Below are 13,355 nucleotides of genomic sequence, written 5' to 3'. Positions count from 1 at the left end.
GTCACCCCCGACCTCACCTTCGGCCACAGCGCCGGAGAATTCGCCGCCGCCGCGGCCGCCGGAGCGCTCACCCCCGTGGACACGGTCCGGCTGCTGGTCCACCGCGGTGCGGCCCTGCGACGGGCCCAAACCGGCGTGCGGGGCGGAATGCTCGCGGTGCAGACCGACAAGGAGACCTGCCGCCGGCTCACGAACGGGATCGACGACGTGTGGCTCGCCTGCTTCAACCAGCCGCGACAGATCGTCGTCAGCGGCACACCGGAAGGTCTCACCGCCCTGCGCGAAGCCTGCGCCGCGGCCGGGGTCGTCACGGCGACGCTCGACGTGTCCAACGCCTTCCACTCCCCGTGGCTGGCCCGGGCCGAGGAGGCCGTGCGCTCGGGCCTCGCCACCCGTCGGGTCACCAGCCCCGCCGTGCCCTTCGTCTCGTCCGTGAACGCCGAGGTCTGCACCGACCCCGACCGGCTGCGCGAGCTGTGGGCCCGGCACGCGTCCGCCCCGGTCCTCTTCAGCGACGCCGTCCGCACCGCCTACGACCAGGGAGCCCGCGTCTTCCTCCAAGTGACGGGCGGAACCTCGCTCCTCACCTCGGTCCGCCGCAACCTCACCGGCCACGGCGACATCCACGTCATTCCCGTCTCCGGGGAGGTGCCGGACGGCGGGCGCACCTTCGTGCTGGCCCTCGCCCGGCTCGCGGTCCTGGGCGCCCCCGTCGACCCGCGCGCCCTGATCTCCGAGGAGGACCGCCGGCTCCTGGACCTGCCGGTGCCCGCCCCGCCCGCCCCGCGGCTCGCGGAGGACCTGTTCCCGCAGGGCGTCGGCGTCAGCCCCCTTTTCTGCCGGGCCGTGCCCGAGGACCTGGCCCGGCCGCACCCGCGACAGCTGGGCACGGACACCGCGGCCCCCGCCGCCGCGTGACCCCCGCCGTCATGCAGACCGTCGCCTTCCCGCCGATCGTGCCGGGCCACCTCCACCGCTGGGGCGGTGCCGTGCTCGTCGTGGCACGCCGCGGCGCGCCGGACCGGGCGCCCTTCCTCTCGCCGGCCGAGCGGCGCGTCGTCCACGCGCTGCCGGCCTGGCGGCAGGCCGAGTGGACGGCCGGCCGGCTGCTCGCCAAGGGGCTGGTCCAGGAGGCCGTCGGCGCTTCGGAGCGGGAGGTCGAGGTGCTCCCCCGCGCGGACGGCAGCCCGTACGTCCTGCTCGGCGGCAGCCCGCTGCCGGACCTGCACCTCTCCATCAGCCACACCGCCCGCCACGTCACCGCGGCCCTCGCCCCTCAACCGGTCGGAGTGGACCTGTGCGAGACCGCCTCGGCCGAGGCGGTACGCCGGGTCGCGGACCACGTCCTGGCGCCCGGGGAGCTCTCCCTCATCGGTACGGACCGGCCCGAGGTCCTGGCAGCCGCCTGGGCCCTGAAGGAGGCGTCGGTCAAGGCCGACCGGAGCGGGGTGTTCGGCGCCGCTCCGCGCCGCGTGCAGATCCTGGGCCTGCGGCCGCCCCTCCTCGGCGGGCGGCGCCGCGCGATGGTCTGGCGGGCGGCGGACGCGGTCCTGGCCCTCGTCCTGGCGCAGCCGGGCACGTGACGGCACTGCGTTGGTGCTCCTTGCCGCGCCGGATCATGCTTGTCAGTGGAGCCCCTGGCCAGGCGAAGGCGAGATGAGCGGCGATGGAGCAACTTCCCACCCCTCCCGGTGAGCGGCCGGCCCGGACGACGCACGCCTCCCCGGGGGCCGCGTACACGGCCACGGCCACCGTCAGCGAGCAGGGCATCGTGACGGGGTGGAGCGAGGACGCCCGCAGGCTGCTCGGCTACGCGCCCTCGGAGGTCGTGGGACTGCCCGCCGCCGACCTGCTCGCGGACCGGTCCGGCGGGCCCGGCGGATCCGCCGGTACGGACCCCGGTACCGGCACTGGTACGGGCCCTGCGGCGCGGCCGGTCGCGCCCGGGCAGGAGCGGTGGAGCGGCACCGTGCCACTGCGCCACCGGGACGGCCGGCGGCTGGACGCGGGACTGCTCGCGCACCGCAGGACGGTCGTCGGCGGGTCGGCCGAGTGGCTGGTGGTGTCCGCCGTGGCGGGAGCGCCCGGTGTGGCCTGGGGCCAGGCCCTGGGCGAATGGGCCTTCGACCGGTCCCCGTGCGTCCTGTCGGTCTTCGACGAGGATCTGCGGTTGGTGCGGGCGAATGACGGCATGCGCCGGGCGCTCTCCCTCACGGAGGCCGAGATGCGCGGGCTGCGCCTGTCGGAGATCGCCCCCGACCCGGTGAGCGAGGAGACCGAGCGGGCGATGCGCCGGGTGCTGGAGACGGGCGAGCCGCAATCCGTGGGCGGCTTCGTCCGGCCGCCCGTCGCGGGCGGGCCTTCCGGCTGGGCGACCTCGCTGGCCCCCGTCCCGGGTCCGGACGGCCGCGCGCGGGCCGTGTACCTGACCGCGCACGACAGGGTCGCGGCTGACCCCGGTCCGCGGCAGGCGCTGCCGCCGGACCTCGCCGGCGCCCGCATCGGCACCAGCCCGGACAGTGCCCGCACCGCGCAGGAGCTGGCCGACGCGGCCGTCCCCCGGCTCGCGGACTTCGCTGTCGTCGACCTCCTCGAACCGTCCCCGCGCGGCGCGGGGCCGGCCCCGAGTCCCGGAACGGGGGCGCTCACGGTGTCACGCAGCGCCGTACGGTCGGTCCTCGGCGGGAGCCAGGAGGCCCGGATCGCGGTCGGGGAGACGACCGTGTACCCGGCGCTGTCGCCGCCCGTGGAGTGCCTGGCCGCGGGGCGGGGCGCCGTGTACGGCACCGCCGACCCGGCCGTCGCCCGGTGGGTGGCCCAGGACCCCGGGGCCGCCTGGATCAGCGAGTACGGGACCCATTCGATGATGCTGGTGCCGCTGCGCGACGGCGGGACCACCCTCGGCCTGGCCGTCTTCACCCGTCATCAGCAGCGGGAGCCCTTCGATCCGGACGATCTGCGGCTGGCCGAGGAACTCACGGCCAGAGCGGCCGCGGGCATCCACCGGGCGCGCCGGACCGCCCGGGAGCACACCACCACCATGACGCTGCAGCGCAGCCTGCTCCCGCACACGCTGCCCGTGCAGTCGGCGCTGGAGATCGCCTCCCGCTATCTGCCCGCCGGCGGCGAGGCCGGTGTGGGCGGTGACTGGTTCGACGTGATCCCGCTGTCCGGAGCCCGGGTGGCCCTGGTCGTGGGCGATGTCGTCGGTCACGGCATGCGCGCCTCCGCCACCATGGGCCGGCTGCGGACCGCCGTGCGCACGCTGGCCGACGTCGACCTGCCGCCCGACGAGCTGCTCACCCACCTCGACGACCTGATCATCCACTTGTCGGCCGACGAGACCGGCCAGGAAGCGGCCGGGGGCATCGGCACCACCTGCCTCTACGTGGTGTACGACCCAGTGACCCGCCGGTGCACCGCCGCCCGGGCCGGCCATCCCCCGCCCGCCGTGGTCTCCCCCGAGGGCTCCGCGTACCTCCTCGACGTCCCGGCGGGACCGCCGCTGGGCCTGGGGGGCCTGCCCTTCGAGACGGTAGAGGTCGAACTTCCCGAGGGGAGCCTGCTCGCGCTGTACACCGACGGCCTGCTGCAGACCCGCGACCACGACATCGACGAGGCCCTGGACAGCATGCTCGCGGCCCTGGTCCGGCCCGCCTCCAGCCTGGACACCGTCTGCGACCGGGTGCTGACGGCTCTGCTGACCCACCGTCCCGATGACGACGTGGCCCTGCTCGTCGCCCGGACCCGGGCCCTGCACACCGACAAGGTCGCCGTCTGGGACCTGCCCTCCGACCCCTCCTTCGTCGCGCAGGCCCGCCGCAACGCCACCGACCAGCTGACGGTCTGGGGGCTCGACGACGCCGCCTTCGTCACCGAGCTCGTGGTCAGCGAACTGGTCACCAACGCCATCCGCTACGGCGAGCAGCCCGTCCAGCTCCGGCTGATCCACGAGGGCACCACGCTGATCTGCGAGGTCTCGGACGCGAGCGGTACCGCCCCGCACATGCGGCGGGCCCGGATCTTCGACGAGGGAGGGCGCGGCCTGCTGCTGGTCGCGCAGCTCACCCAGCGCTGGGGTACCCGGCACACCCTCTTCGGCAAGACCATCTGGGCCGAGCAGTCCCTCACCGGGTTCTGAGGACCTTCTCCCCTACCCTGTGACACGCCCGTGACAGACGACGGACAGGCTCATGAACTCCCACCGACAGGCTCTTTAACACGGACATACACCCACATTCGTGGACATGTTCTCTGCTTCCAAAGGTGCGAGCAGCCGTGATGATCGAGCCGAAGCGCCGGAGGAAGTCCCATGAGCCTCACACTCGTCGCACCGCACCCCGAAGCCGCCACAGCCCCCGCAGCCGTCCTCGCTCCGCGCGAGCAGGAGGCGCTGCGCCACATCGCAGCCGGGTGCACCTACGTGCAGACGGCCCGCTCCATGGGACTCTCCAAGCACACGGTCGACGCGTACCTGCGCCGCATCCGGGCCAAGCTGGGCATCAACACCACGGCGGAGATGACCCGCCTGGCGATCTCCCTGGGCCTGTGAACACCGGCCGCGCCCAGTCCGGGGGCTCCCGCGGCGGTTCGCCGCTCCCCGGATCCCCGGGAGGCGGCGGACCGGCCCGCCGGGCCACCGCTGTGGCGGTCGCGGCACGGAGCGCCGCCACGAATTCCAGGCAGGAGTCGTAGCGGTCCTCCGGGACCTTCGCCATGGCCTTCGCCAGTACATCGCCGGCCGCCGGCGCAATATCGGGCCGCTTCTCCGTCAGGGGAGGCGGCTTGTCGTATTGGTGCGCCCACAGGAGCGCGGGGGCGTCGTCGCGTTCGAAGGGCGGCCCGCCGGCGAGTGACTCGTAGACGACACAGCCGAGGCTGTAGAGATCGCACCTGCCGTCGACCGGGCGCCCGGAGATCTGTTCCGGCGCCATGTAGTCGACCGTGCCGACGAACTCGCCCGCCGTGGTGAACCCGGTGAGCGCCAGCGACTTCTTCGTCAGTCCGAAGTCCGTGAGGTAGATGTGCTCCGGGTGGTCGCTGTCGGTGCCCTCGGCGACCAGGATGTTGCCGGGCTTGACGTCCCGGTGCACCAGATCGTGCTCGTGGGCGGCGTCGAGCGCCGATGCCACCTGGGCGGCGATGCGCAGCGCGGTCGGCACGGGCAGCGGTCCGTCCCGGTCCAGCAGGGCCCGCAGGTCCAGCCCCGCGACGTACCGCATGGCGATGTAGAGGACCCCGTCGGTCTCCCCCGCTTCGAAGATGGGCACGATGTGCGGGTGGTCGATCCTCGCTGCCACCCGGGATTCGTGGGCGAAGCGGCGCCGGAAGACCTCGTCGCGGACGCGCTCCGGGGCGATCAGCTTGAGCGCGACCGTACGGTCCAGGCGCAGGTCCTTCGCCTGGTAGACGACGGCCATTCCGCCCCGGCCGATGATGCGCTCGATCCGGTAGCCGGCGATCTGCCGCCCGATCAGGCCGGAGGCGCGGCCCGTATAAAGGCCCCGGTTCGCTGCCGTGCCCATCAGGCGCCTCCCGCCACAAGTCTATCGAGTGATCCACACGCACGCCCGTGGGGCGAGCATCGCTCGCCCCACGGGGGATGGTGCCCGGCCGGGTGGTCAGTCGTCGTCACCACCGGCTCCTCCGTTGCCGCCCCGGCCACTGCTTTCGCAGCCGACGCCGACGCAGATGCCGCCGTTGCCGCCCCGGCCGCCGTTGCCGGCGTCGCCGCCGGCGGGTGCGTTGCCGCCCTTTCCGCCGTTCCCGCCGTTGACGCTGCCGTTGCACACTCCGGCGCAGATTCCGCCGTTGCCGCCCTTCGTTCCGTCGCCGGCCGGACGGCCCTGGGTGCCGTTCCCGCCGTTGGCGCTGCCGTTGCACAGTCCGGCGCATATCCCGCCGTTGCCGCCGTTGGTGCCGTTCACCGTTCCGTTGCAGTTGCCCGCGCACACCTTGTCCCCGACGCGGACGCTGCCGTTGCCGACTTTGACCTTGCCGGTGAGCCGGCTCGCGCCCGGTGTGCTGTCGCCGCCGCCTTCGTATGCGCCCTGCCAGCCGTGGGACGCCGCCGGGGCCGTCTGGACCGTGGACGCCGGAGCCGCCATGGCCGGAGCCGCCATCGCGCCGGCACCGATCAACGTCGACGAGATGACAAGACCGATACGGAACTTCCAAGAACGTGCGCGCATGGGATTCTCCTTGCCGATGATGCGGTGAAAGTGATGCCGGGAATGTGGTGCGGGGAATTCGGATGGAAAAGGACCCGGCCGGCCACCGGCCGGACGGGCCCGTTCATCACGTGGACAGGGGGGAGAAGGGGGAGCCGGTCCCCATCAGGGCGAACCAGTCGCCGTCGAGGTAGCTCTTCTTCCAGGTGTCGATCTGGTCGGTCGAGATCTCGTACTTCTTGGCGATCTTCTCCTTCGTCTCGTCGGAGTCGTCGGCCAGCAGGGTCACCACGATGCGCACCTTGTCCACCATCGTCAGCTCCGACTTCGGCTTGTCCGGCAGGTCGTCGAACCGGAAGCAGCCGGCCCGTCCGGACTTGCCGGGCTCACCGGGCTTGCCGGGCTCCCCGCCCTTGCCGCCCTCGCCGCCCTTGCCGCCCTCGCCGCCCTCGCCGCCGGCCCCGCAGTGGGCGGGCGACCCGGTCATGATCGAGGAAACGGTGTTCGCGGGGGTGTGGGACTGGGACGCTTGCGCTGCGCACGCCGTACCGGTGACGAAAGCCAGGGAGGCCGCCGCCAGGATGAGCGGACGCTGCCAGGGGCTCGTGAACATGGGGGTTCTCCGTTTCCGTGAGCACGGTGTCGCTGATGAGGAAGGTGGGTGGGGGTGAAGCGGGTGGGGTGGGGGTGGAGGCCCCGAAGGCCTCCACCCCCGTGGAGCACGTGGGTCAAGCGCGATTAGAAGATGCTGCTGCCTCCGGCACCGCCACCGCCGCCGAGGCCACCGAACAGGCCGCCGAAGCCGCCCTTGCCGCCCTTGCCGCCGTTGCCGCCCTCGAAGACGCCGTTGCCGCCCTTGCCGCCCTTGCCTCCGTTGCCGCCGATCAGCTTGCCGTCGCCGCCGCTGCCGGCGTTGCCGCCGCTGCCGCCGAAGAGGCCGCTGCCGCCCCCGCCGCCGTTGCCGCCCTTGCCGCCGATGACGCCTTCGCCGCCGCCACCGCCGCCACCGCCGCCGCCACCGGAGAGGACGCCGTCGCCGCCCTTGCCTCCGTTGCCGCCGGCACCGCCGGTGCCGAGGACGCTGCCCCCGCCGGAGCCGCCGGAGCCGCCACCGCCACCGATGAGGCCGCCGCCGCCTTCGCCGCCGTCCCCTCCGGCGCCACCGGCGGCCGGGAGGGCAGTGGCCACATGGGCCGGCATCGCGGCCGCCGTCGCCATGGAGGCCGGCAGGACGACCCCTCCCGAGATCATGGCGGCCGCTGCGGCCAGGGTTGCGATGCGGAATCCACGACGGTTGGTGCGGACGACGTTGTTGGTGCGAGTCTTACGGTTCATGGCCTTCTCCTAATGATTGAGGTGTCCCGGATATTCGGGACGGTGCGGTAATTCGAGGAGAGGAAGAGTCTCTCGGAGAGGTTTTCCGTCCCTTCCTCGTGCCTCAAGTAAGCCCCGGATGGTGCATCCGGGTCATGTTCCGGAAACTCGGGACTTGACACCCTCCGCATCACCGGTTAAAAGCCCGGGAGGCCCCGTGAAGGGCACGGCCGCGGGTCAGATGCCGCGGCGCCCGCGGTACGCGACCAGGGAGATCCAGAGCATCGCCGTGACGGCTCCTACGGCCAGCGTCAGCGTGCCGGCCGGGCCGCCGCTCATCGCCCAGCCGTTGCCGACCAGGAGGGCGCTGCCGGCGACTCGGGAGGCGATCGCGTACCGGCGCTTTCCGGCGCGGCCGAAGTGCCGGCCCAGGACGTAGCAGGCGGCGATCAGCGAGGTGAAGGTGACCGACCCGGCGGCGAAGTGGGCGTAGGTGTTCCAGGTGAGCGCGGCCCCCTCCGCGGAGGGGGCGCCCAGGGGGAAGCCGTCGACCGGGTCCATGACGAAGGCCCCGGCCGCGATCATGCCGATGCCGCCGATCCGGACCAGCCGTGGCGCCCAGGTGGATCCGGAGGTGCCGCGCAGGGCCCGGCACAGGCCGGTCGCCCCGATGGCGAGGAGGGCACCGGCGAGCAGGAAGTTGGTGATCTGGAGCCAGCCGAGGCCGCCGTTGCTCAGCGCGCTCAGCGGGTGGCGGGTGATGTCGAAGCCCTGGCGGGTCGCGGCCTGGGTCAGGGAGACGACCGCCCACAGCGGGGAGGCGACGACCACGCAGGTGAGCAGGGAGCGCGTGGTGGCGGAGAAGGAGGGCGAGGAGGTGTGCGAGGAGGAGCGGGTGGCGGAGGAGACGGTGGCGGCGGGGGTCTGCATGGTCATGGTGGATGCCTTTCGGTGCGGCGGGACTGCGGCTCGATTGCGGTTCTCGCCGGTACGTCGAACCGGAGATCTGACAGGGAATCGGCGCGTTCCCTGTCACATCACCGGTTCGACGTGTAGGCAGGTACGGGCAGCAGCTCGGTACCACGAGACGAGGGAGTCCCCATGCGCTACCTGATGACGACGAAGCCTTCCGACGCCGCCCCCGACGAGCGGCTGTACGCCGAAATGGGCCGGTTCATCGAGGAACTGACGGCGGCCGGCGTGCTCCTGGCGACGGGCGGCCTGGAACCGGGCGGCATCCTGGTGGCCTCCGCGGGCGAGGAGATCACCGTGACGGACGGGCCGTTCGCCGAGGCCAAGGAGGCGGTGGCCGGTTTCGCGCTGATCGAGGTCCGGTCCAGGGAAGAGGCGATCGAGCTGGCCCGCCGCTTCCGCAGGATCGTCGGTGACGGCGAGAGCGTGGTCCAGCAGGTCTACGGCCCCTGATCCGTGCCGGACACCTCGCGGACGATCGACGCGGTCTGGAAGCTCGAATCGGCCAGGATCATCGCCACGCTCACGCGCATGGTGCACGATGTCGGCCTGGCCGAGGAACTGGCCCAGGACGCTCTCGTCGCCGCGCTCGAACAGTGGCCGGGTGCCGGGGTCCCGGACAACCCCGGCGCCTGGCTGACGACCACGGCCAAGCGCCGGGCGGTCGACCACATCCGGCGCTCACGGCTGCTGACGGACAAGCGGGAGCAGCTCGCCCACGAGCTGGAGGAGCGTCAGGAGCCCGAGCAGGACGACGACGTCCTGCGGCTGATGTTCCTCTCCTGCCACCCCGTGCTGCCGGCCGAATCCCGTGCGGCGCTCACGCTCCGGCTGCTGGGCGGCCTGACGGCCGAGGAGATCGCACGGGCCTTCCTCGCCACGTCGACCGCCGTGACCCGGCGGATCGCCGCGGCCAAGCGCACGCTGGCCCTGCACCGCGTGCCCTTCGACCTGCCGGAGGAGACGGAGCTGCCCGAGCGGCTGTCCTCGGTGCTGGAGGTCATCTACCTGATCTTCAACGAGGGCTACTCGGCCACCTCCGGCGACGATCTGATGCGGCCCGCGCTCTGCCTCGAAGCGCTCCGGCTGGGCCGGCTGCTGGCCGAGCTGGCCCCCCGGGAGGCCGAGGTGCACGCCCTGGTCGCGCTGATGGAGATCCAGGCCTCCCGTTCGGCGGCGCGCACCGGCCCCTCGGGCGAGCCCGTCCAGCTCCACGAGCAGAACCGGGGGCGCTGGGACCAGCTGCTCGTCCGCCGCGGCTTCGCCGCGATGCTGCGCGCGCGGGAGGCCGGCGGGGCCCCCGGCCCGTACGTGCTGCAAGCTGCGATCGCCGTGTGCCACGCGCAGGCACGCACCGCCGCGGAGACCGACTGGGCGCAGATCGCGACCCTGTACGGCGCCTTGGCGCGGCTGCGGCCGACGGCGGTGGTCCAGCTCAACCGGGCGGTGGCGCTGGGGATGGCGCACGGGCCGCAGGCCGGCCTCGACCTGGTGGACTCCCTGGTCGCCGATCCCGTGCTCCGCGACTACCACCTCCTCCCCAGCGTCCGGGGAGACCTGCTGCTGCGCCTGGACCGCGGCCCGGAGGCGCGGAGGGAGTTCCTCCGGGCGGCGGCCCTCGCGAAGAACGCCGCCGAGCGCGCCTTCCTGCGCCGGCGCGCGCAGGAGGTCCCCGCCACCGGCGGCCTGGTAGGTCCCGCACCGGGTCCGTCCCTCGGCCGGGCCGCGGAGGGCTTCCTGGGCCGGGCGGATCTGGACGCGGCGACGGTCCGCTCGTACGGGCAGACCCTGCGGCGGCTGCGCCTGGACCTCGGCGACGGCACGCCGCTGTCCCGCCTGACGCCCGAGGAGGTGGCACGCGTGTGCTCGGCCGCCTGGGGCGGTACGGCGGCCAGGACCTGGAACCGGCACCGCTCGGCCGTACGCTCCTTCGGCGCCTGGGCCGGTCTGGACGGACTCGCGGCAGGGCTGGAGCGGCGCACCGAGCCCCGTGCCCGGGCATCCGCCCTGGGCCCGGCACAGCTGGACGCCCTCTGGAGCGACCCCGGCGTTCCCCTGAGGGAACAGACGTTGTGGCGGCTCCTGCACGAGTCGGCAGCGGGGGTGAAGGCCGTCCTGTCCCTGAACGTGGAGGACCTGGACCTGGAGGACCGCCGGGCCCGCGCGGGCCGCACGTGGGTGAGCTGGCGCTCCGGTACGGCCCGGCTCCTGCCCCTGCTGCTGGCCGGCCGTACCCGGGGACCGGTGTTCCTCTCCGAACGGCGGCCCGGACCGGCCCGTACCCCCGGGCCGGCCGACCTGTGCCCCGACACGGGCCGGCGCCGCCTGTCCTACGAGCGGGCCGAGCACCTCTTCAAGGAGGTCACCAAGCCCCTGGACCCGGCGCACGGGGGCTACACCCTGCACCGCCTCAAACCCGATCCGCAGCCTCCCGAGGGCACCCTTTAGGCCGTCTCTTTCGGATCTTGCCGTCAGGCCCGAAAGAGACGGCCTAGCCCCCGTCGGCCAACAGGGCCAAGCTCCGGCCGAGTTGTGCGCGTACGGCTTCGTCGGTGATGGTCCCGTCAGCGCCGACCGTCCCTCGGTCCACGGGGATCCGTACGCACGCCTCGTCCCTGATGTCGGCGCCGGTGTAGCCGAGGACGGTCCGCAGCGTGGCCTCCGCGCCCTGGCCGCGTCCCGGGGCCGCCGCGTTCACCCAGGCGACGGGCTTGTCGCAGATCTCGGTTCCGCCGACCGTCCAGTCCAGCAGGTTCTTGAAGGAGCCGGGGAGGGTGCCGGCGTACTCCGGGGCGCAGATCAGGACCGCGGCCGCCTCGGCGATCGCCGTGCGCAACCCGGCCACGGGGCCCGGCAGCGGATCGGCGTCGTCGTCGGGGTTGAAGTGCGGAAGTTCCGCCAGCCCCTCGTAGAGGACCGTCCTCACCCGCGAGGGGGCCGCCGCCTGCGCGGTGCGCAGGACGGTTTCGTTGGAGGACCCGGCCCGCAGGCTCCCCGACAGCAGCAGGATCACAGGCAGCGTGGACATGCGCCCCAATGTATGGCGTCCTCCCCCTGCCCGAGGGAGGGGATTCCTCACCCTCCAGGGCTGATGGGGGCCGGCTCGCCGCCCTTCTGCGCCGTGAGCGCGCGCGGGGCGGGTGATGTGCCCGTCCTCGGGGGCGGCCGGGGCGATCACCGTGGTCGCGGTCACCACGGGCCTCCCCCGCGCAGGGCCAGTCCCGGGGCGTCGCCGGTGCCGGGCAGCCGCAGACCGCGCAGCCGCCGGGTGTGGGTGACGCCGGAGGCCACCTGCGCCTCGGCGGCGGCGGACAGGAAGAGCTGGAGGCTGTGGCGGCATTCGCGCTGACGGCGGAAGGTGCGGACGTGGCCGAAACGCCACCCCCTGCACGCCCGCCCGGCGTCCTCCCGGGTTCATCCGGCGCCCGCCCGGCGGACCCGGCCACCCACCCGCCCTGTCCGGCCCGCCACACCTGTCCGGCCCGCCACACCCGTCCGGCCCGTCGCCCGGGGCGGCCCGTCAGCCCCGACCACCCGTCAGCCGTGCATGCGGGCCCCCTTGAGCGCCTTGTCCACGGAGTTGCGCGCCCCGTGGACGGCGATCCCGACCAGGTCGAGCTGCTCCCTGCCCACCGCCGCCACGGCCGCCCGGTTGGCCCGGTCGTGGCCCGTGCCGAACAGGTCGGACGTGAACACCGCCGTCGCCAGCCCGCGCCGCACCGCCCGCTCGTGCGCCGCCGCCACCACTTCCCTGCCGCCCTCGAAGACCAGGACGGGCTGGCGGAACATCGGCAGGTAGGGGGTCCCGTCGGCGTCCTCGTACGGCTCGCCGACCACTTCGGGAGAGGCCGTGCCGAGCCCGCTGACCAGGAACGCGGTGACGTGCAGCCGCTGCCACGCCTCCAGGTCGTCGCGCAGCAGCACCGCGATCTTGGTGTCGAACCGCACCGGCGCCTCCCGCTCGTCCGCCTCGTCCCGCTGCTCGCTCCCGTACCGCTGCTCGCTCTTGCTCGTACTCTCGTCGCTCATGCCGCGAGACTGCCGGGCGCCCCCGCACGCGGTCTTGTACGTTCTTTGCGTGCAGCCCCAGCAGGAGGTCTCGGCCTGGCGTCCGCGGGTCGCGGGCGTCGTCGAGGTCTTCCACGCCCGCTTCACCGCGCACGCGTACCCCATGCACGTCCACGACGCGTGGACCCTGCTGATCGTCGACGACGGCGCGGTCCGCTACGACCTGGACCGCCACCGGCGCGGCACCCCGGGCGACACGGTGAGCCTGCTCCCGCCGCAGGTTCCGCACAACGGCTCCGCCGCGACCCCGGACGGCTTCCGCAAGCGCGTCGTCTACCTCGACACGACCTTGCTGGACGAGCGCTTCATCGGCGCCGCCGTGGACGGTCCCGACCTCGCCGACCCCGTACTGCGCCGACGCGTCGGGCAGCTCCACCGGGTCCTGGCCGCCCCCGGTGACGAGTTCGAGGCGGAGAGCCGGCTGGCCCTGATCGGCGAACGGCTGCGCACCCTGCTCCATCCCCGCCTCGAACTCCCGCACGCCCGGGCCGCATCGCCCGGAACCGCCCCCGGCCTCGCACGGAGCCTGCGCGAGCTCCTCGACGAGCGGGCGGCCGGCGGCCTGTCCCTCGAGGAGGCGGCCGGTCTGCTCCAGGCGCACCCCGCCCACCTGGTGCGCGCGTTCAGCGCCGCCTTCGGCATCGCCCCGCACCAGTACCTCGTCTCGCGCCGGGTCTCCCTGGCCCGCCGGCTGCTCCTCGACGGCCTCCCGGCCGCCGAGGTCGCGGTCGAGACGGGCTTCTACGACCAGTCGCACTTCACCCGGCACTTCAAGCGCGTCGTCGGCACCACCCCGGGCCGCTACGCCCGCCCCTCCGCATCCCGCTGACG

14 protein-coding genes are annotated in these 13,355 nt (G+C 73.7%); 7 read left to right on the top strand and 7 right to left on the bottom strand.

The window, feature by feature from the left end:
• From AC6CKD_RS31370 to AC6CKD_RS31355, 4 genes are all read left to right on the top strand, one after another.
• The coding region (locus tag AC6CKD_RS31370; RefSeq protein WP_498332030.1) for an acyltransferase domain-containing protein at nt 1-918 on the top strand (918 nt) is incomplete at its 5' end.
• A gap of 11 nt (nt 919-929) precedes the next feature.
• The gene (locus tag AC6CKD_RS31365; protein ID WP_498332028.1) at nt 930-1,583 is read left to right on the top strand and encodes a 4'-phosphopantetheinyl transferase family protein; all 654 of its coding nucleotides are present in this window, start codon (nt 930-932) and stop codon (nt 1,581-1,583) included.
• Between the two features lie 83 nt (nt 1,584-1,666).
• On the top strand, nt 1,667-4,141 hold the full coding sequence (locus tag AC6CKD_RS31360; RefSeq protein WP_498332026.1) for a SpoIIE family protein phosphatase: 2,475 nt from the start codon (nt 1,667-1,669) through the stop codon (nt 4,139-4,141).
• Between the two features lie 171 nt (nt 4,142-4,312).
• Nucleotides 4,313-4,552 carry a response regulator transcription factor gene (locus AC6CKD_RS31355; protein ID WP_478691379.1) on the top strand — a complete coding sequence of 80 codons (240 nt, stop codon included), beginning with the start codon at nt 4,313-4,315 and terminating at the stop codon, nt 4,550-4,552.
• Here AC6CKD_RS31355 and AC6CKD_RS31350 read toward each other — a convergent pair.
• The 5 genes from AC6CKD_RS31350 to AC6CKD_RS31330 form a co-directional block, all read right to left on the bottom strand.
• Nucleotides 4,503-5,525, bottom strand: a complete 1,023-nt coding sequence (locus tag AC6CKD_RS31350; protein ID WP_498332024.1) for a serine/threonine-protein kinase — start codon at nt 5,523-5,525, stop codon at nt 4,503-4,505. The genes AC6CKD_RS31355 and AC6CKD_RS31350 overlap by 50 nt on opposite strands.
• A gap of 96 nt (nt 5,526-5,621) precedes the next feature.
• The gene (locus tag AC6CKD_RS31345) at nt 5,622-6,191 is read right to left on the bottom strand and encodes a hypothetical protein (RefSeq protein ID WP_498332023.1); all 570 of its coding nucleotides are present in this window, start codon (nt 6,189-6,191) and stop codon (nt 5,622-5,624) included.
• Between the two features lie 106 nt (nt 6,192-6,297).
• A complete protein-coding gene (locus tag AC6CKD_RS31340; protein ID WP_498332021.1) occupies nt 6,298-6,783 on the bottom strand; it encodes a hypothetical protein in 486 nt (161 codons plus the stop codon).
• Between the two features lie 125 nt (nt 6,784-6,908).
• Nucleotides 6,909-7,505, bottom strand: coding sequence for a hypothetical protein (locus AC6CKD_RS31335; RefSeq protein ID WP_498332019.1), 597 nt, complete (start codon nt 7,503-7,505; stop codon nt 6,909-6,911).
• 216 nt (nt 7,506-7,721) lie between these two features.
• On the bottom strand, nt 7,722-8,420 hold the full coding sequence (locus tag AC6CKD_RS31330; RefSeq protein ID WP_498332018.1) for a DUF998 domain-containing protein: 699 nt from the start codon (nt 8,418-8,420) through the stop codon (nt 7,722-7,724).
• A 165-nt stretch (nt 8,421-8,585) separates the two neighbouring features.
• On the opposite strand from AC6CKD_RS31330, the gene AC6CKD_RS31325 reads away from it, so the two are divergent.
• Nucleotides 8,586-8,909, top strand: a complete 324-nt coding sequence (locus AC6CKD_RS31325) for a YciI family protein (protein ID WP_478691385.1) — start codon at nt 8,586-8,588, stop codon at nt 8,907-8,909.
• A gap of 3 nt (nt 8,910-8,912) precedes the next feature.
• On the top strand, nt 8,913-10,904 hold the full coding sequence (locus tag AC6CKD_RS31320) for a sigma-70 family RNA polymerase sigma factor (protein ID WP_498332017.1): 1,992 nt from the start codon (nt 8,913-8,915) through the stop codon (nt 10,902-10,904).
• A 43-nt stretch (nt 10,905-10,947) separates the two neighbouring features.
• On the opposite strand, the gene AC6CKD_RS31315 is transcribed toward AC6CKD_RS31320, so the two are convergent.
• Nucleotides 10,948-11,484, bottom strand: coding sequence for an NADPH-dependent FMN reductase (locus AC6CKD_RS31315; RefSeq protein WP_498332015.1), 537 nt, complete (start codon nt 11,482-11,484; stop codon nt 10,948-10,950).
• A gap of 509 nt (nt 11,485-11,993) precedes the next feature.
• Nucleotides 11,994-12,485 carry a DUF2000 family protein gene (locus AC6CKD_RS31310; protein WP_498332013.1) on the bottom strand — a complete coding sequence of 164 codons (492 nt, stop codon included), beginning with the start codon at nt 12,483-12,485 and terminating at the stop codon, nt 11,994-11,996.
• On the opposite strand from AC6CKD_RS31310, the gene AC6CKD_RS31305 reads away from it, so the two are divergent.
• Nucleotides 12,484-13,353 (top strand): helix-turn-helix domain-containing protein, encoded by an 870-nt coding sequence (locus AC6CKD_RS31305; RefSeq protein WP_498332011.1) that lies wholly within the window; start codon nt 12,484-12,486, stop codon nt 13,351-13,353. The two genes, AC6CKD_RS31310 and AC6CKD_RS31305, sit on opposite strands and share 2 nt — an antisense overlap.
• Nucleotides 13,354-13,355 lie beyond the last annotated feature (2 nt).

This window comes from Streptomyces sp. GQ60, from assembly GCF_059758875.1.
The sequence above is the reverse complement of the archived record's forward strand: the minus strand, read 5'-3'. Positions and strand labels throughout refer to the sequence as shown.

Coding starts and splice junctions, on each gene's coding strand:
- AC6CKD_RS31365 (WP_498332028.1), top strand. CDS start 930: ATGCAGACCGTCGCCTTCCCGCCGATCGTGCCGGGCCACCTCCACCGC.
- AC6CKD_RS31335 (WP_498332019.1), bottom strand. CDS start 7,505: ATGAACCGTAAGACTCGCACCAACAACGTCGTCCGCACCAACCGTCGT.
- AC6CKD_RS31340 (WP_498332021.1), bottom strand. CDS start 6,783: ATGTTCACGAGCCCCTGGCAGCGTCCGCTCATCCTGGCGGCGGCCTCC.
- AC6CKD_RS31325 (WP_478691385.1), top strand. CDS start 8,586: ATGCGCTACCTGATGACGACGAAGCCTTCCGACGCCGCCCCCGACGAG.
- AC6CKD_RS31305 (WP_498332011.1), top strand. CDS start 12,484: ATGCCGCGAGACTGCCGGGCGCCCCCGCACGCGGTCTTGTACGTTCTT.
- AC6CKD_RS31350 (WP_498332024.1), bottom strand. CDS start 5,525: ATGGGCACGGCAGCGAACCGGGGCCTTTATACGGGCCGCGCCTCCGGC.
- AC6CKD_RS31360 (WP_498332026.1), top strand. CDS start 1,667: ATGGAGCAACTTCCCACCCCTCCCGGTGAGCGGCCGGCCCGGACGACG.
- AC6CKD_RS31330 (WP_498332018.1), bottom strand. CDS start 8,420: ATGACCATGCAGACCCCCGCCGCCACCGTCTCCTCCGCCACCCGCTCC.
- AC6CKD_RS31310 (WP_498332013.1), bottom strand. CDS start 12,485: ATGAGCGACGAGAGTACGAGCAAGAGCGAGCAGCGGTACGGGAGCGAG.
- AC6CKD_RS31315 (WP_498332015.1), bottom strand. CDS start 11,484: ATGTCCACGCTGCCTGTGATCCTGCTGCTGTCGGGGAGCCTGCGGGCC.
- AC6CKD_RS31345 (WP_498332023.1), bottom strand. CDS start 6,191: ATGCGCGCACGTTCTTGGAAGTTCCGTATCGGTCTTGTCATCTCGTCG.
- AC6CKD_RS31355 (WP_478691379.1), top strand. CDS start 4,313: ATGAGCCTCACACTCGTCGCACCGCACCCCGAAGCCGCCACAGCCCCC.